Here is a 16853-nt window from a genome sequence, read left to right as displayed (position 1 = left end):
AACGGGCCGTGCCCTAGCCCAGCAACCGCCGGGCGATGACTTGCGCCTGAATTTCGGCGGCCCCCTCAAAGATGTTGAGGATGCGGGCATCGCACAGGATGCGGCTGATCTTGTATTCCAGCGCAAAGCCGTTGCCGCCATGGATCTGCAAGGCGTTGTCGGCACAGGCCCAGGCCACGCGCGCGCCCAAAAGCTTGGCCATCCCGGCCTCCAGATCACAGCGGCGGTCGTGGTCTTTTTGCCACGCGCTGAAATAGGTCAGCTGCCGGGCGACCATGATTTCCACCGCCATCAAGGCCAGCTTGCTGGCGACGCGGGGAAATTCGATCAGGGATTTCCCGAACTGCTTGCGGTCTTCGGCATATTGCATGCCTTCGTCCAACGCGGCCTGCGCCACACCGATGGCGCGCGCCGCCGTCTGGATGCGGGCTGATTCGAAGGTCTGCATCAGCTGCTTGAAGCCCTGACCCTCGGTCTCGCCCAGCAGGTTTTCGGCCTTGACGTGGAAATCATCGAAATTGACCGTGTATTCCTTCATGCCGCGATAGCCCAGCACCTCGATCTCGCCGCCCGAGATGCCCGCATCGGGAAAGGGGTTGGCGTCGTCACCCGGCGTCTTTTCGGCCAGAAACATCGACAGGCCCCGATAATCGGTGGTGTCGGGGATGGTGCGGGCCAGAACCGTCATCACATGGGTGCGCGTGGCATGCGTGATCCATGTCTTGTTGCCCTTGAGGATCCAGTCGCCGTTATCATCGCGCACCGCGCGCGTGCGCAAGCTGCCAAGATCGGAGCCGGTATTGGGTTCGGTGAACACGGCGGTCGGCAGGATCTGGCCGCTGGCCAGACCGGGAAGCCATTTCTCTTTCTGCGCCTCGGTGCCGCCGGCCAGGATCAGTTCGGCGGCAATCTCGGACCGCGTGCCAAGCGAACCCACACCGATATAGCCCCGGCTAAGCTCTTCGGACACAACGCACATCGACGCCTTGGACAGGCCGAAACCGCCATAGGCCTCGGGGATGGTCAGGCCGAACACACCCATTTCAGCCAGTTCGTCGATCACCTCCATCGGGATCAACTCATCCTTGAGGTGCCATTCATGGGCATGGGGCACCACGCGGTCCAGCGCGTAGCGGCGGAACTGTTCGCGGATCATTTCCAGCTCGTCATCAAGGCCGGAATTGCCCACCGTGATCTCGGCGCGGCGTTCGCGCATCAGCGCGACCAGCCGCATCCGCGCGGCTTGGGTATTGCCGCTTTGGGTCAGAGCCATCCCCTCGGGCGTGGACAGACCGCGCAGATCCTCGGGCGCAAGGCCCATATCCTGCGGGCGCAGGATCTCGGCCTGATTCATCTGGATGCCGCCGGTGATCTGGGCCAGATATTCGCCAAAGGCAATCTGATGGATCAGTTGCTCGATCTCGCCGAATTTGCCCTGTTCGGTCAGCCGTTCGGCCCAAGCCTGCATCTGGCGCAGCGATTCGACATAGGTGGCCAACCACGCCAGACCATGCACGGCGGTCTGTTCCGCCTCAAGCGCCGACCCCGACACGCGGCCATCGACGCTGACGCGGTCCATGACGCGGGCGCGCGCCATATCCAACAAGACCTCGGCCGGGGCAAGGGCCGCGGCGCTGAGCGACAGCAGATCGGAAAGGATCACGGGGTTCTCGGCGATCTGATGTCCATCACGCGGCATGGTCGGTCTCCTTCATCGGGGCAGGCTTTGTGTGGGAGGTAGTGCGTTTGCAGGTGCAGCGCAACAAAAATACCAAGTTTACTGCAACAGCGCATGAAAATGTCGCGCTTCTTTTTACGGTGCGGCGCCCGCAGCGCCGCGCTAGAAGACCGCCGACAGGGGACAGCGATGCTACAGGAAACCTTTGACCTTATGCCCTTGTGGGCCTTTGTGGCGGCGTGTGGCGTCACGCTGATGGCGGGCTTTGTCAAAGGCGCGGTGGGATTTGCCATGCCGCTGGTGATGATTTCGGGACTGTCGCTGTTTTTGGAGCCGTTGGTGGCGGTGGCGGGACTTATCTTGCCGATCGTGTTGTCGAACCTCTTGCAGGTGATGCGCTTTTCCTGGGCAGAGGCGCGCGACGCTCTGGCAGAATTCTGGCGCTACATCTTGATCGTCTGTGTGATGATCATCGTGGCGGCACAATTCGTGACCAGTATCGAGGCTTCGACCTTTTTTCTTGCTCTGGGGGTTCCGACGGTGATCTTGTCGGTGATCCAGCTTGTGGGCATACGGTTCCAGATCCCTGCGCGCTGGCGGAACCCATCGGAATGGGGGGTGGGCTTTGTGTCGGGGGCCATCGGTGGGCTGACGGGCACTTGGGGGCCACCTACGGTGCTCTATCTGATCGCGCTGAACACGCCCAAGGCCAAACAGATGCTGGTGCAGGGCGTGGTGTATGGTCTGGGCTCGATCAGCCTGTTTGCCGGCCATCTGCAATCGGGCGTTCTGAACGCTGTGACCGCGCCATGGTCAGCGGCGCTGCTGATCCCGGCTATTTTGGGAATGCAGTTGGGATTTTGGATGTCGGATCGGCTGAACGCGGACATGTTCCGCAGGATCACGCTGGTCGTGCTGATCGTGGCCGGGACCAATCTGGTGCGGCGCGGGTTGTTGGGCTGACCGACCGCCATATCAGCCGCAAAACGCCGGGCCCTTGATGGGCAAGGTCCGGCGCTGATGCGTCAGAACATGGCGGGGCCCTGACGTCACCGTCGATATGGGGCAGATGTTGCGCGAAATTTTCCGCGCACCGCTGCACCAACCCCAACGCCTGACGGTCATCGGGGGCCGAATCGGCCCATGTCCGCGCGAACCCAGCAGGCCCGCATCCACCCCGGGGCAGGCCATCGGCACATCGACACCGACATTGGGGTCGCGGCAGAAATCGCACTTTGCAAGCGGGCCGTTCAAGGCCGCGGTCAAAAGCGCGCGGGTGGCCCGGTTCGGCATGCCGATGCCCGCTCCCTAAGCCCCGCCGGTCCATCCGGTGTTGACCAGCCAGCAGGTTGCACCGTGCTTGTTGTGATCTTGTCTTGCAACCGCTTGCCACAGGCGTCGAGGCGGCAGAGCAGATGACGGATCAACAGATTGTGCCACGCCAGTTCGGACACCCCGCGCACATCGAGCCCGTGCGAGGGGCCTGTTGCAGTTTCATCACTGATTAACGCACTAAAGATTAATTTGCAGACATCGCTTGAGATGATTCGGTGGTTTTGGATCGACGACACTCCCCCAAATCGTGACAATGTGCGACACAGATGCCAGTTGGGCCGTAACCAGGATCATGAGTATGCCAAGGATCGCACTGGTCGATGACGACAGAAATATCCTGACGTCCGTATCGATGACCCTTGAGGCAGAGGGCTTCGAGGTCGAAACCTACAATGACGGTCAATCCGCGCTCGACAATTTCAACCGCAGCCTTCCCGATCTTGGCGTCTTTGACATCAAGATGCCGCGCATGGATGGCATGGATCTGTTGCAGCGTCTGCGCCAGAAAAGCCGGATGCCGGTCATCTTCCTGACGTCCAAGGATGATGAGATCGACGAATTGATGGGGCTGCGCATGGGCGCGGATGACTATGTCAGAAAGCCCTTTTCCCAGCGCCTGTTGGTTGAGCGCATCCGCTCGATCCTGCGCCGCCAGGCCGCGATCGCGGCGGATGTGGCGGGTGTGCCGGAAGACAGCACCAACATGATCCGCGGTGCGTTGACGATGGACCCGCTGCGCCATGCCGTGAACTGGAAAGGCAGGGCCGTGTCGCTGACGGTGACGGAATTCCTTTTGCTGCAAGCGCTTGCCCAGCGCCCCGGTTTCATCAAGAGCCGCGATCAGCTGATGGATGCGGCCTATGACGATCAGGTCTATGTCGACGACCGCACGATCGACAGCCACATCAAGCGGCTGCGCAAAAAGTTGCGCTCGGTCGATGATGCGTTTTCGGCGATCGAGACGCTTTACGGCATCGGCTACCGCTACAACGAAGAATAGGGCGAACGGCCAATGCCCGCCGATCTGTCCATGAACAACCGCAGCCCCCGGGATCGGGCCGGTTTCGCACTGCGCGAGGGTTGGGACAGCCCACCCGGCGCAGCGCAAACCATGGGCGATGTCCCACGAACCCGGCGCGGCCTGTTCGCGTTGAACCGCTCGCCGCTGGCACGCAAGATCATCTTGTCCAACCTGATTGCCTTGGTCCTGTTGGTGGCCGGGGTGATGTATCTCAACCCGTTCCGCGACAGCCTTGTGGCGCAGCGCCAAGGCGCCCTGGCCGTCGAGGCCGAGCTGATCGCGGGCATGCTTGAGGCCAGCCTTTCGGATCCCGCTTCCGGGTCTTCGCTTGGCGCCAATGACACCGATGTGCAAAGGCTCCTGACCCGGCTGCGCCTGCCGACCGATGTCGATGTCCATATCTTTGCGCTGCCCGCAACGTTGGTTGCCTCAAGCACCGGGATGTCGCGCAGCCCCCCCCGGTCGGTGCGCGGGCCTGAAATCGGGCAAGGCGATCCGCTTTTGTTGACCGATTTTCTGAACGCCATCTGGTCGACCCTATCGGCGCCCTTCACCCGCGCCCCGGCCTTGGCGGCGACCATCAGCGACATCGAACTGGCCCGGGCGCTTGTCACGCCCGCAGCAGAAGGTGTGACCGTGCTGCACCGTCAAAGCGATGCATCAGGCACGCTTTACGCCGCCGCCAGCCCGATTTTCAGCGCCGCCGGACCGATCGGCGTGGTCGTCGTGACAACAGCCGCAGAGGAAATCGACCAGCTTGTGCGCGCAGAACGCGAACAGCTTTTGCGGATGGTCGTGGTGGCCTTGCTTGTGTCGATCGGCCTGAGCCTTGTTCTGGCCTCGACCATCGCACAGCCGCTGGCCGATCTGACGGCGGCGGCCGAACTGGGTCGCGACAAGAACACCCGCAAGATCGACCCTTCTCAGGTGCGTATCCCCGATCTGACCGGGCGGCCCGATGAAATCGGCCGACTGTCGGGCGCGCTGCGCGGTATGGTTTCCGCGCTGCATGATCTGATCGACAAGAACGAAGAATTCGCCGCCGATGTGAGCCATGAAATCAAGAACCCGCTTGCCAGCCTCCGTTCGGCGGTGGGCACGCTGCGGCTGGCCAGGACAGATGACCAGCGCAACCGGCTTCTGGACGTGATCGAGCATGACGTGCAGCGGATGGATCGGCTGGTGTCCGATATCTCCAATGCCTCGCGGCTGGACAGCGAATTGGTCAAGGAAACAGAGGCGGAATTCGATCTTGTCCGCACCGTGCGCAACATCGCGCAATACCATGCGCAGGAGTGTGAAAAGAAAGGGGTGGAACTGATCACCGATCTGCCGGGTGAACCGATCCATATCTTGGGGCTTGAGGGGCGGCTGGCGCAGGTTTTCGTCAATCTCCTGTCCAACGCGATCTCGTTCTGCGAAGATGGCGATGCCGTGCGTCTGTGGATCCGGCGGCGGGAAAACCGGGTGCTGGTCGTGGTCGAAGACACAGGACCCGGCATCCCCCAAGAGGCGCTGACCAAGGTGTTCAACAGGTTCTATTCCGAACGGCCCGCGCAACAATTCGGCAATCATTCGGGCCTTGGGCTTGCGATCTCAAAACAGATCGTCGAAGCGCATGGCGGCGTGATCTGGGCCGAAAACATAAACCCAGCCGATGCCGGCACCGATGCCACATCCAAACCGCTGGGCGCGCGCTTTGTCGTGGGTCTTCCGATCTGATCCATGGCCATGATGCACCCCAACCCCCAAACGGATGCAATCGACCGCTGGTCCACGAACCGCAACGGCACGGCGCTTTGGCTTCATGCCACCGCCGTGGCTGTCGATGGCAAGGGGCTGTTGATCCTTGGGGCATCGGGTTCCGGCAAATCCAGCCTTGCAATCGACCTGATATCACTGGGCGCATTGCTGATTGCCGATGATGGGGTCTGGGTTGAAACAGCCGCTGATCCGGCGTTGCTGGAACGCCCGAAGACCGCCACCGACCTGATCGAGGCGCGCAATGTCGGGTTGATCCGGGCGGGCATGACGCTGGCGGCGGCGCCGCTGGTGCTGGCGGTCGATCTTGACCGGGCTGAAACCGAACGGCTGCCGCCCATTCACAGCATCGCGCTAGGTGACAGGCGCATCCCCTTGCTGCATGCTGCACACCAACACCGGCTTGCCCCGACGCTGCATTTGATGTTGCGGCACGGGCGGGCCGAACCCTGACACGAGGTCCAAGGGCCGATGCCCGCCGCCGATCCGAACCCCACCGCCGCCGAACCTGCGCTGGCGCGTGTTGTCTTTGTCACCGGCCCGTCCGGCGCTGGACGCTCGACCGCGATCCACGCGCTCGAGGATGTGGGGTTCGAAGCGATCGATAATCTGCCCTTGTCGCTTTTGCCCCGCCTGCTTGAGGGGCCGCCACCCGAGCGCCCCATGGCGCTGGGCACCGATGCACGCAACCGCGACTATTCCGCCGCGGGGCTTGTGGCGGCCTATGAGCGGCTGGTGGCCACCCCCGGCTACGCGCCCGATCTGCTGTATCTGGATTGTTCCGCCGATGTGCTGCAGCGGCGCTATTCGGAAACCCGCCGCCGGCACCCTTTGGCCCCTGACGCGGACCCCGCGCAAGGCATCGCTCAGGAATTGTCGCATCTGGGCCCGGTGCGGGCGCGCGCCAGTGTCTTGATAGACACATCCTCGCTGACGCCGCATGATCTGCGCGCCGAGGTCACACGGCTTTTCGCCCCCGAGGGCGCGGGGCGGCTGGCCATTACGGTGATGTCCTTTTCCTATCGGCGCGGGCTGCCGACCGGGGCGGATATGGTGTTCGATTGCCGGTTTCTGCGCAATCCGCATTGGGATCCGGCCCTGCGCCCCCATGATGGCCGCGCGGCGCCGGTGCAAAGCTACATCGCCGGCGATCCGCGCTTTGGCCAATTCCGTGACCGGGTGATCGACATGGCCGATCTGCTTTTGCCCGCCTTCGAGGCCGAGGGCAAAAGCCATCTGACCATCGCCTTCGGATGTACCGGCGGGCAACACCGCTCGGTGGCGATGACCGAAATCCTGTCCTCACATCTTGCACAGGCGGGATGGGCCGTGTCTAAACGTCATCGCGAAGTGGAACAGCGCCGCGCCGACACCACCGGCGCGACCGAGAGGCCAGAGGCGAACAAGACGTGATCGGCATCGTCATCGTTGCCCATGGGGGCCTTGCATTCGAGTTGCAGCGCGCGGCCGAGCATGTGGTCGGCCGTCAGGACGGGATGATCGCCATCTCGGTCGGCCCCGAAGATGACCGCGCGGCGCGCACGCGGGAAATCTGCGAAGCGGCGGATGCGGTCGATGACGGCTCGGGCGTGGTGGTGGTGACCGACATGTTCGGGGGCTCGCCCTCGAACCTGTCGCTGACCGCGTGCAGGCCGCAGAACCGCAAGATCCTGACCGGGGTCAATCTGCCCATGCTGATCAAGCTGGCCAAATCCCGCAACCTGAGCGTGGACGACGCGGTCGCGCGCGCCGCCGACGCCGGACGACGCTACATCAACAGCTTTGACGGAACCCCGTGACATGACCCTGCCGCGCGTGACCCGCAATCTCGACATCATCAACGTCAAGGGGCTGCATGCCCGCGCCTCGGCCCGTTTCGTCGAGCTGGTGGAAGCCCATGACGCCAAGGCGACCGTGCGCCGCGATGGGCTGAGTGCGGCCGGGGATTCCATCATGGGGCTTTTGATGTTGGCAGCCTCCATGGGAACCTCTATTGAGGTCGAGACCATCGGCCCGGATGCCGAACCGCTCGCCGAGGCGCTGCAAGCATTGGTCGGAAACCGCTTCGGCGAAGACAGCTGACCGGGGCCGAAACGGCGACAGACCGGATGGGACAAGGCGCGTGACCGATACAAGTTCGCGAAATATCCATGTGCCGCGTCCCGCACTGATGCCGGGGCCCGAGCGGGTCTATGACCGGCGCAGCCTGACCTATTCAAACAGCTTCGAAAACCCCTGGACGCGCATGACGGTCAAGGCGATTGAATGGATGACGGGCAAATTCACCATCATCCGCCGCGTGCGCCAATTCGAACAGATGGGCAATTTGGCCGGTCAATCCTTTTGGCCGGCCACGATGAAGGTGATGGGCATCGATCTGGGCACACCATCCCATCAGCTTGATCGCATCCCCCAGACAGGTCCGGTGGTCTTTGTCGCCAATCACCCCCATGGGCTGGTCGATGGCATGATCCTTGCCGATCTGATCGGGCGCCGCCGCACCGATTACCGCATCCTGAGCCGGGCGCTGCTGACCGGTCTGGATGAGGCAGCGGCCACCTACATGATCCCCGTGCCCTTTCCGCATGATCCCGACGCCCAGGAAAAGATGCTTCATATGCGGGCGCAAGCCATGGCGCATCTGGAACGTCAGGGCCTGATTGCGCTGTTTCCGTCGGGGGCCGTTGCAACATCGGCGACAATGTGGGGTCCGGCGGTCGAGGGCGAATGGAATGTCTTCACCGCCAAGATGATCCGCACCTCGGGTGCCACGATCGTGCCGTGCTTTTTCACCGGGTCGAATTCGCGCTGGTATCAGGTGGCAAACCGCATCTCGCCGATCCTGCGTCAGGGGCTGCTGCTGCACGAGGTGGTCCACAGCTTTGACAAGCCGCAAGCCCCCATCATCGGCAAGCCGATCACCCCGGATCAATGGCAAGACCGCATCGGCAAGCCGCGCGACTTCATGGCATGGCTACGCGCGCGTGCGCTGTCGCTCAGGGACAACCCCGATCAGGATTGACGCGGGCCTGCATTTTCCAGCGCCTCAGCGCGTGGGAACGGGCACCTCGCCGCGGTAATCGTAAAACCCGCGCTGGGTCTTGCGGCCCAGCCAGCCCGCTTCGACATATTTGGTCAACAGCGGACAGGGCCGATACTTCGTATCCGCCAGGCCATCATGCAGCACGTTCATGATCGCAAGGCAGGTGTCGAGCCCGATGAAATCCGCCAGCTCCAACGGCCCCATCGGGTGATTGGTACCCAGCTTCATCGCCATGTCGATGGAGGTGACGTTGCCGACACCTTCGTAAAGCGTATAGACCGCCTCGTTGATCATCGGCATCAAGATGCGGTTGACGATGAAGGCCGGGAAATCTTCGGCCGTGGCCGCCGTCTTGCCCAGCCTGTCCACCACCGATTTGCACGCGGCAAATGTTGGCTCATCCGTGGCGATGCCCCGGATCAGTTCGACCAATTGCATCACCGGCACGGGGTTCATGAAGTGAAAGCCCATGAATTTCTCGGGCCGGTCCGTGCGGCTTGCCAGCCGCGTGATCGAGATCGACGAGGTGTTCGATGTCAGGATCGTCTCGGGCTTGAGATGCGGCAACAGATCCTCAAAAATCGCCTGCTTGACCGTCTCGCGTTCGGTCGCGGCCTCGATGATCAGGTCGGTCTGGCCCAGATCGGCCAGACGCGTCGTGGTGCGGATGCGACCCATGGCGGCGGCCATGTCGGCCTCGGTCACCTTGCCGCGACTGACCTGACGGGCGATGTTGCGGTCAATCAGGGCCACGGCCTTTTGCAGCGCCTCGGCGCTGATATCGGTCATCATGACATCGTAGCCCGCCAGCGCGCAGACATGGGCGATGCCATTGCCCATCTGGCCCGCGCCAACCACACCGATCGAAGTAACTGTCATTGCCGCCTCTCGCGCTTGACTGTTGGCCGCACCATAGGCGCGGGGCGCGGGGCCGCACAAGCCCGCCCGCCGCGGCCCAACCGCGCGGCATGCTCTGCGCTACAGGTTTGCCGCAAGCAAAAATCGCCCCGCGCCAGGGGCGCGGGGCGATGTCACGGGTGATGGCCCGATGTCACAGCTTGGAGGTCAGTTCCGGCACAGCGTCGAACAGATCGGCGACCAGCCCGTAATCGGCCACCTGAAAGATCGGCGCCTCTTCGTCCTTGTTGATGGCGACGATGACCTTGCTGTCCTTCATGCCGGCCAGATGCTGGATCGCGCCGGATATGCCCACCGCAACGTAAAGCGCGGGGGCGACGACCTTGCCGGTCTGACCCACCTGCCAGTCGTTGGGCGCATAGCCCGAATCGACCGCCGCGCGCGATGCGCCGACGGCGGCGCCCAGCTTGTCGGCCAAGCCTTCGATCAGGGCGAATTGTTCCTGACTGCCGACACCGCGACCGCCCGAAACCACAATGCCCGCGCTGGTCAGTTCCGGCCTGTCCGAGGCGGCCACCTTGTCTTCGACCCAAGCCGACAAGCCCGTGGCCGCAGCGCTGCCCAGCGTCTCGACCGGGGCGGCATTGCCCGAGGCCGCCGCCTCGAAGCCCGCGGTGCGGATCGTCATGACCTTGACCATGTCACGCGATTTCACGGTCTGGATCGCGTTGCCCGCATAGATCGGGCGCTCGAATGTCTCGGCGTCGATCACCGCCGTGACCTCTGAGATGATCATCACATCCAAAAGCGCGGCCACACGCGGCAGCACGTTCTTGGCATCCGATGTCGCAGGTGCCGCGATGTGGCTATAGCCCCCCGCCAGCGCGACGATCAGCCCGGCCACAGGTTCGGCCAGCATATGGGCAAAGCCCGCGTCGCCCGCAAAGATCACCTTGGCCACGCCCGCAAGGGTCGCCGCTTCGGCGGCGGCGGCGTCAGCGCCCTGACCCGCGACCAGAACATGCACATCGCCAAGCCCGGACACGGCGGTCAGCGCCTTGGCCACCGCATCGGTCGCCAACTGTCCATTCGTGACATCCGCAAGAAGAAGAACAGCCATCAGATCACCCCCGCTTCATCTTTCAGTTTCGCGATCAGCTCATCGACCGAGCCGACCTTGACGCCCGCCTTGCGGCTGCCCGGCTCGGTGGTCTTGATCACCGTGAGCCGTGGCGCGACATCGACGCCATAATCGGCGGCGGTCTTTTCATCGAGCTGCTTTTTCTTGGCCTTCATGATGTTGGGAAGGCTGGCATAGCGCGGCTCGTTCAGGCGCAGATCGACGGTAACGATGGCGGGCATCTTGACCTTGATGGTCTGCAGGCCGCCATCGACCTCGCGGGTGACGATGGCATGATCGCCCTCGATCGCCAATTCGCTGGCGAATGTCGCCTGTGCCCATCCCAACAGCGCGGCCAGCATCTGGCCGGTCGCGTTCATGTCGTTGTCGATGGCCTGCTTGCCCGCGATGACAAGGCCCGCACCTTCTTCGACTGCGACACGTGCGAGGATCTTGGCGACCGCCAGCGGCTCGATGTCGTGATGCACATCTTCGGTGGCGGTGACCAGAATGGCGCGATCCGCCCCCATGGCCAGCGCGGTGCGCAGCGTTTCTTGCGCCTGTTTCACGCCGATGGACACAACAATGACCTCTTCGGCCTTGCCGGCTTCCTTGAGACGAATGGCCGCTTCCACGGCAATCTCGTCAAAGGGGTTCATCGACATCTTCACATTGGCGAGATCGACCCCAGAACCATCCGCCTTGACGCGAACCTTCACGTTGTAGTCGATCACGCGCTTGACGGGCACAAGAACCTTCATCGCGTTTCTCCATATTGCGGCGCGGGGCGCGCCAGACAAACCTTCAGGCAACAGTGTTAGTGCGTTCGGGGGGGCAAAAACAGGTCAAAATCGACGCGGGGTGGTCTGGCGACGCCGCGTCAGACAATGTGGGAGCGTTCCCATAACTCGGCGGCGATGGCGGCGTAGCAGGCGAGCGATCCCAGCAAGACAAAGACATGCCAGATCGTGTTGTGAAACGGCAGCCGTTCCCACAACAAAAAGGCGATGCCTGAAGAATAGATCAGCCCGCCCGCGACCAGCAGCCAGAAGCCCAAGGGGCTGAGACCCGACACCAGCGGGCCACCCCAGACCGCGCCGGCCCAGCCGAGCCCAAGGTAGAGCGGGATGGCGAGCCAGCCAAAGCGGCTGGTGAACAAGATCAGCGCCGCGCCCAGCGCCGCGACCGTCCAGATGCCCGCCAGAAACCCGGTCTGTCCGGCGGCCAAGGCGGCAAAGGGCGTGTAGGTGCCCGCGATCTTGAGATAGATGGCCGATTGGTCCATCCGCCGCAGCCGGTCGACCCATGCGGGGCGCTGGATGAGGTTGTAGGCGGCTGACGCACTCCACATCGCAAGACCGGTGGCGAAATAGACGGAGATGGCGGTGACAACCCCCGCCTCGCCGATCCAGAGCGCGGCCATTGCGATCAGTATCGGGCCGCCGATCAAGGTGGCCGCGATACCTGAGGCATGCACGATGGCATCCGAGATATATTCCGCGCGGGTGTAGGGCCTGATTCCAGCGATATGGCTCATGGGCTCAGGTTACCCCCGATAGCACCGCCGACAAAGCGTGACGCAGCGTGACACCCCGGATGGCTGGTCAGGCCCGAAACACGAAATGGACCATCGGCGCGATGGGGGCGGTCTGCCCGTTCAATCCAAACGTCGCCTCAAAGGCGTCGAAGACGGGCTGGTAGGCGCGCAAGGCCGCCTTTTCGGCCCCAAGCGTCCCTTCCAGAGCGCCCCGGATGCGGCGCAGGGCAAGACCGCCGTCTTGCGGCTGGTTCACCATGCGCGCCTCGGCAAAACCCGCCGCGCGACCGGCGGCCAGCAAGGTGTCGATGTCGAACACATACTTGTCTTCGATCCCGGCGCGGATGGCGTCGATATCGCTGTGGTAGAAATCCTTGAGGATGTGACGCATCGTTCCGTGCAACCGGGAATGGGCCCGCGCGCTCAGGCGCTGTTCGGCGCCGCCCCGCAGGCGCAGGCGCAGCAAGACGCTGGCAAGAAGCCCGGGGGCGGCAGGACGATCCAGTCGCCGCAACACTTCCATGAAGAAGGCGATCCAGAGCTTGCCCTGAAGACAGGGTTCGAAAAACACCGCCGCGCCCCCCGGCCGCAGCCAGCCGCGCAGGGCTGCCAGCAGCGCTTCGTAATCGTGGATATGGTGAAGAAACGACCGGCCCACCACAAGGTCGAGACTGCCGGGCGCACAGGTGATCGCCTCGGCCGGACCGCGCAGAAGCAGGGTGCGATCCTCGGGAATGACCGGCGCGATCCGGCGCAGGAATTCGGGCGAAATGTCGGTCGCATAGACGTTGCGATAGCGCGGACTGCGCGCAAGGCCCCACGTCCACGCGCCATTGCCCGCGCCCAGCTCGAGCGTGGTAGCCAGCGGGCCGTCGCCAAGCGTCTGGCGCACCACCGCGTCAAGGCTGGTGAACATCGACCAATAGGCAGCCTCGCCTGGCAGGTCGGCGGCGTAAGCGGCGACGTCCAGCTGGGTGTCGCGCCTGTCATCGGGGGCAAGGTCAATCACCCCGTCTTGCCGCTGCGCGTGCCAGCCGCAGGCGGGGCAGGCAAGATTGCCATGCGCATGCGCCAGCTGTGCAAGGCTGCAGGAGGGGCACAGAAAAGGGGTCGGGCGGGGCTCGGCCATCACATCGCCTTGCGCGCGCGCAGGGCGGCGGAAATCGTGCCGTCGTCGAGGTAGTCGAGCTCCCCCCCGATCGGCACACCCTGTGCCAGCGAGGTCACCGAAACCCCCCGCCCCGCCAGCGCATCGGCGATGTAATGGGCGGTGGTCTGGCCATCGACGGTCGCATTCAGTGCCAGGATCACCTCGGTCACGCGCTCGCCCGTCACCCGGTCGATCAGGCGGGGAATGCGCAGATCCTCGGGGCCGATATCGTCAAGCGCCGACAGCGTGCCGCCCAAGACATGATAGCGCCCGCCAAAGGCTTGCCCGCGCTCCATCGCCCAAAGATCGGCCACATCCTCGACCACACAGATCTGACCATTGGCGCGGGCCGCATCCGCACAGATCGGGCACAGATCGGCGGTGCCGATATTGCTGCAATTGAGGCATTCGCGGGCGCTGTCACAGACCCGCGTCATCGCGACGGCCAAGGGGCGCATCAACTGGGCACGTTTCTTGATCATCTGCAACACCGCGCGCCGCGCCGACCGCGGACCCAGCCCCGGCAGGCGGGCCATGATCTCGATCAGGGCCTCGATATCCTTGGGTGCTTCGGCCACGATGGGCTCAGAACGGAAGCTTCATGCCGGGCGGCAGACCCAGACCTTCGGTCAGCTTGGCCAATTCGGATTGGCTCTTTTCCTGTGCCTTGGTCTGTGCATCCTTGATCGCGGCCAGGATCAGATCTTCGACCACTTCCTTGTCGTCTTGGTTGAAGATCGAGGGATCGATATCAAGCCCCACCAATTCGCCCTTGGCGGTGGCCACGGCCTTGACCAGACCGGCACCCGATTGACCCTCGACCGTCATGCGGGCAAGCGCATCTTGCATCTCGGCCATCCTGGTCTGCATGTCTTGCGCCTGTTTCATGATCTTGGCCATGTCGCCAAGCCCACCAAGGCCGCCCAAACCCTTCAACATCGGTCACATCTCCGTCTGTCAGCGTTGCATCACAGATACGCAGCCATGGGCGGTGCCACAAGCGCGCTATTCATCCTCGAAGGGGTCCCAATCCTCGGGCAGGTCGTCGGGATCGGGCAGATCGGGCAGCGCATGCGCCTGTGCGGCGGCCTGCAATTGCGCGCGCGTGCGGATGCCCGCGATACGGGCCTTGGGAAAAGCCGCCCTGACCGCTTGCAGCAGCGGATGGCGCTCAAGCTCGGCTTGCATGGCACGCGCGGAGGCTTGATCTTGTTCGGCAATCGTGGGGGCACCACCGGTATTTACGACCGACAAGATCCAATTCGCCCCTGTCGCCAGTTGCAGGGCCCGCTTGAGGCGCTGCACCAGATCGGTGGGCGCGTCATCGGTCGGCTGAACCTCGATCCGGCCGGGCGCGTAGCTGACCAGACGCAGGCATGTCTTGATCTCGACCAACAGCTTGATGTCGCGGGTTTCCTCGATCAGGGCGACGATGCTGTGAAAGCTGGGGTAAAGCGACAGATCGGGGCCCGGTTCGGGGGCCAGCGCCGCCTGCGGGGCGCCAGCGCCGCCGCCATTGCCACTGCCGCCGCGCGGGGTCGGTGCCTGTGCGCGGGGTGCGGGGCTGGGTGGATTGGCCCCCATCCCGCGCGCAGCCGCGCCCCCACCCACGGGGGGCGGGGTCGATTGCAGCTTGCGCACCAGTTCGCCCGGCGTCGGAAGATCGGCCACATGCGTCAGACGGATCACCGCCATTTCAGCGGCCATCATGGCATTGGGCGCCAGCGCCACCTCTTCGAGCGCCTTGAGCAGCATCTGCCACATGCGGGTCAGCACGCGCATCGCCAGACGATCGGCCAGCGCCCGGCCCCGCAGGCGTTCGTCGGGGGCGATGGTCGGGTCTTCGGCGGCAGCAGACGTGATCTTGACCACCGACAGCCAATGCGTGATCTCGGCCAGATCGCGCAGCACCGCCACCGGATCGGCCCCATCGGCATATTGCGCGCCCAATTCATCCAAGGCGGCGGCCGCATCACCGCGCATGATCGCCTCGAACAGATCGAGCACGCGGCCCCGGTCGGCCAGCCCCAGCATCGCGCGCACCTGATCGGCCGTGGTTTCGCCCGCACCATGCGCGATCGCCTGATCAAGCAAGCTCATCGCGTCGCGCACCGATCCTTCGGCGGCGCGCGTGATCAGCGCCAGCGCGTCATCGGCGATCCGCGCATCTTCGCTGGCGGCAATCTTTTGCAGATGGGCGATCATCACCTCGGGCTCGATCCGGCGCAGATCGAACCGCTGACAGCGCGACAGGACCGTCACCGGCACCTTGCGGATCTCGGTGGTGGCAAAAAGAAACTTCACATGCGGCGGGGGTTCCTCCAGCGTCTTCAACAGCGCGTTGAACGCACTTGTCGACAGCATGTGAACCTCGTCGATGATGAAGATCTTGTAGCGCGCCTGTGCCGCGCGATAGCTGACCGTTTCGATGATCGCATCGCGGATGTTCTGCACCCCGGTGTTGGATGCCGCGTCCATCTCCATCACATCGACATGGCGGCCTTGCGCGATCGCCACACAATTCTGGCAGACCCCGCAAGGATCGGTGGTGGGCCCGCCAGTGCCATCGGCCCCGATGCAGTTCAGCCCCTTGGCGATGATGCGCGCGGTCGTCGTCTTGCCGGTGCCGCGAATGCCCGTCAGCATGAAGGCCTGTGCGATACGGTCGGCGGCAAAGGCATTCTTCAGCGTTCGCACCATCGCCTCCTGACCGATGAGGTCGGCGAATGTCGCCGGGCGATACTTGCGCGCCAGAACCTGATAGGCGATGTCGGATGTGTCGGTCATTCTGCCTCGGGCTGGTTGCTGGAATGAAGCCTAGTGAAGCCGCGCGACAAGGTCCATGGTGAAGCGGTGCACGCGCGTGCCAGCCCCCAACCAACGCGCCAGAGGGATCAGATGAGCGAACACACCCCCAACCCCGTTCTTGTCACGCTGATGACCGTGTTTTTCTGGGCCATGTCGGGTGCTGCACTGGCATTCTGGCTGGGGGGCGCTGTCTGGCCAGGCGGGGTTCAAGGGGTGATCGGCGCACTTGGGCCCGGAACGGTGGCAGTCTTTGCCACGCTGCACATTCCAGCGGCCATCGTGGGCATCTTGCTGTGGCAATGGAAGCGGCATGGCCTGTCGCGGCGCCTGCGCGTTACGCTTGAGGCGGCAGTACTTTATTTCATGCTCTCGGTTCTGATGGGCATGTTCCTGAATTACCTGCTGGTATCGGCGCTTTGAACGCATGGGCCTGCGGGCATCGCGCCTGCGGCGGGGCGCATGTGATCTGGTCGGGTCTGGCCCTCTCGGGATCGTTTCTTCGAAACGACCCTGCCGGGCCTGCGGGCATCGCGCCTGCGGCG

Annotated in this window: 18 protein-coding genes and 1 pseudogene; 9 read left to right on the top strand and 10 right to left on the bottom strand. The window is 63.8% G+C overall.

Annotation, left to right across the window (positions count from 1 at the left end):
- Nucleotides 1–13: 13 nt before the first annotated feature.
- Nucleotides 14–1699: an acyl-CoA dehydrogenase family protein gene (locus Q0094_RS09700; protein WP_297618475.1), complete on the bottom strand. Its 1686-nt coding sequence runs from the start codon at nucleotides 1697–1699 to the stop codon at nucleotides 14–16.
- A gap of 168 nt (nucleotides 1700–1867) precedes the next feature.
- On the opposite strand from Q0094_RS09700, the gene Q0094_RS09695 reads away from it, so the two are divergent.
- On the top strand, nucleotides 1868–2641 hold the full coding sequence (locus tag Q0094_RS09695; protein WP_297618473.1) for a sulfite exporter TauE/SafE family protein: 774 nt from the start codon (nucleotides 1868–1870) through the stop codon (nucleotides 2639–2641).
- 76 nt (nucleotides 2642–2717) lie between these two features.
- On the opposite strand, the pseudogene Q0094_RS09690 reads toward Q0094_RS09695, so the two are convergent.
- Nucleotides 2718–3037 (bottom strand): annotated as a pseudogene (locus tag Q0094_RS09690) (phosphoenolpyruvate carboxykinase (ATP)); the annotation flags it as partial.
- Between the two features lie 274 nt (nucleotides 3038–3311).
- On the opposite strand from Q0094_RS09690, the gene Q0094_RS09685 reads away from it, so the two are divergent.
- From Q0094_RS09685 to Q0094_RS09655, 7 genes are all read left to right on the top strand, one after another.
- Nucleotides 3312–4013, top strand: coding sequence for a response regulator transcription factor (locus tag Q0094_RS09685; RefSeq protein WP_297618471.1), 702 nt, complete (start codon nucleotides 3312–3314; stop codon nucleotides 4011–4013).
- Nucleotides 4014–4124: 111 nt separating this feature from the next.
- Complete coding sequence (locus Q0094_RS09680; protein WP_297618480.1) at nucleotides 4125–5756, top strand: sensor histidine kinase; 1632 nt, start codon at nucleotides 4125–4127, stop codon at nucleotides 5754–5756.
- Nucleotides 5757–5765: 9 nt separating this feature from the next.
- Nucleotides 5766–6248 carry a hypothetical protein gene (locus Q0094_RS09675; protein WP_297618469.1) on the top strand — a complete coding sequence of 161 codons (483 nt, stop codon included), beginning with the start codon at nucleotides 5766–5768 and terminating at the stop codon, nucleotides 6246–6248.
- A gap of 18 nt (nucleotides 6249–6266) precedes the next feature.
- On the top strand, nucleotides 6267–7208 hold the full coding sequence (gene rapZ, locus Q0094_RS09670; RefSeq protein WP_297618467.1) for an RNase adapter RapZ: 942 nt from the start codon (nucleotides 6267–6269) through the stop codon (nucleotides 7206–7208).
- Nucleotides 7205–7594: a PTS fructose transporter subunit IIA gene (locus Q0094_RS09665; protein ID WP_297618464.1), complete on the top strand. Its 390-nt coding sequence runs from the start codon at nucleotides 7205–7207 to the stop codon at nucleotides 7592–7594. The genes rapZ and Q0094_RS09665 overlap by 4 nt, the downstream gene beginning before the upstream one ends.
- A 1-nt stretch (nucleotide 7595) precedes the next feature.
- On the top strand, nucleotides 7596–7877 hold the full coding sequence (locus tag Q0094_RS09660; protein WP_297618461.1) for an HPr family phosphocarrier protein: 282 nt from the start codon (nucleotides 7596–7598) through the stop codon (nucleotides 7875–7877).
- 88 nt (nucleotides 7878–7965) lie between these two features.
- Nucleotides 7966–8817, top strand: coding sequence for a lysophospholipid acyltransferase family protein (locus tag Q0094_RS09655; RefSeq protein ID WP_297618477.1), 852 nt, complete (start codon nucleotides 7966–7968; stop codon nucleotides 8815–8817).
- A gap of 24 nt (nucleotides 8818–8841) precedes the next feature.
- On the opposite strand, the gene Q0094_RS09650 is transcribed toward Q0094_RS09655, so the two are convergent.
- From Q0094_RS09650 to Q0094_RS09615, 8 genes are all read right to left on the bottom strand, one after another.
- Nucleotides 8842–9717, bottom strand: a complete 876-nt coding sequence (locus tag Q0094_RS09650) for a 3-hydroxybutyryl-CoA dehydrogenase (protein WP_297618458.1) — start codon at nucleotides 9715–9717, stop codon at nucleotides 8842–8844.
- A gap of 172 nt (nucleotides 9718–9889) precedes the next feature.
- Complete coding sequence (locus Q0094_RS09645; RefSeq protein WP_297618455.1) at nucleotides 9890–10816, bottom strand: FAD-binding protein; 927 nt, start codon at nucleotides 10814–10816, stop codon at nucleotides 9890–9892.
- Nucleotides 10816–11577, bottom strand: coding sequence for an electron transfer flavoprotein subunit beta/FixA family protein (locus Q0094_RS09640; RefSeq protein WP_297618452.1), 762 nt, complete (start codon nucleotides 11575–11577; stop codon nucleotides 10816–10818). The genes Q0094_RS09645 and Q0094_RS09640 overlap by 1 nt, the downstream gene beginning before the upstream one ends.
- 119 nt (nucleotides 11578–11696) lie before the next feature.
- Nucleotides 11697–12353 (bottom strand): hemolysin III family protein, encoded by a 657-nt coding sequence (locus Q0094_RS09635; RefSeq protein ID WP_297618449.1) that lies wholly within the window; start codon nucleotides 12351–12353, stop codon nucleotides 11697–11699.
- A gap of 67 nt (nucleotides 12354–12420) precedes the next feature.
- Nucleotides 12421–13482, bottom strand: coding sequence for a class I SAM-dependent methyltransferase (locus tag Q0094_RS09630; RefSeq protein ID WP_297618446.1), 1062 nt, complete (start codon nucleotides 13480–13482; stop codon nucleotides 12421–12423).
- Nucleotides 13482–14081, bottom strand: a complete 600-nt coding sequence (gene recR / locus Q0094_RS09625; RefSeq protein WP_297618443.1) for a recombination mediator RecR — start codon at nucleotides 14079–14081, stop codon at nucleotides 13482–13484. The genes Q0094_RS09630 and recR overlap by 1 nt, the downstream gene beginning before the upstream one ends.
- A gap of 7 nt (nucleotides 14082–14088) precedes the next feature.
- Nucleotides 14089–14442 carry a YbaB/EbfC family nucleoid-associated protein gene (locus Q0094_RS09620; RefSeq protein ID WP_297618440.1) on the bottom strand — a complete coding sequence of 118 codons (354 nt, stop codon included), beginning with the start codon at nucleotides 14440–14442 and terminating at the stop codon, nucleotides 14089–14091.
- A 66-nt stretch (nucleotides 14443–14508) separates the two neighbouring features.
- Nucleotides 14509–16290, bottom strand: coding sequence for a DNA polymerase III subunit gamma/tau (locus tag Q0094_RS09615; RefSeq protein ID WP_297618437.1), 1782 nt, complete (start codon nucleotides 16288–16290; stop codon nucleotides 14509–14511).
- A 111-nt stretch (nucleotides 16291–16401) separates the two neighbouring features.
- Here Q0094_RS09615 and Q0094_RS09610 point away from each other — a divergent pair, with 111 nt between their 5' ends.
- Nucleotides 16402–16731, top strand: a complete 330-nt coding sequence (locus Q0094_RS09610; RefSeq protein WP_297618434.1) for a hypothetical protein — start codon at nucleotides 16402–16404, stop codon at nucleotides 16729–16731.
- Nucleotides 16732–16853 lie beyond the last annotated feature (122 nt).

The sequence above is a fragment of the uncultured Roseicyclus sp. genome (assembly GCF_937892565.1).
In the GTDB taxonomy this organism is placed as follows: Bacteria; Pseudomonadota; Alphaproteobacteria; order Rhodobacterales; family Rhodobacteraceae; genus Roseicyclus.
Note: the sequence above shows the minus strand (reverse complement) of the source record. Positions and strands in the feature narration are given on the sequence as shown.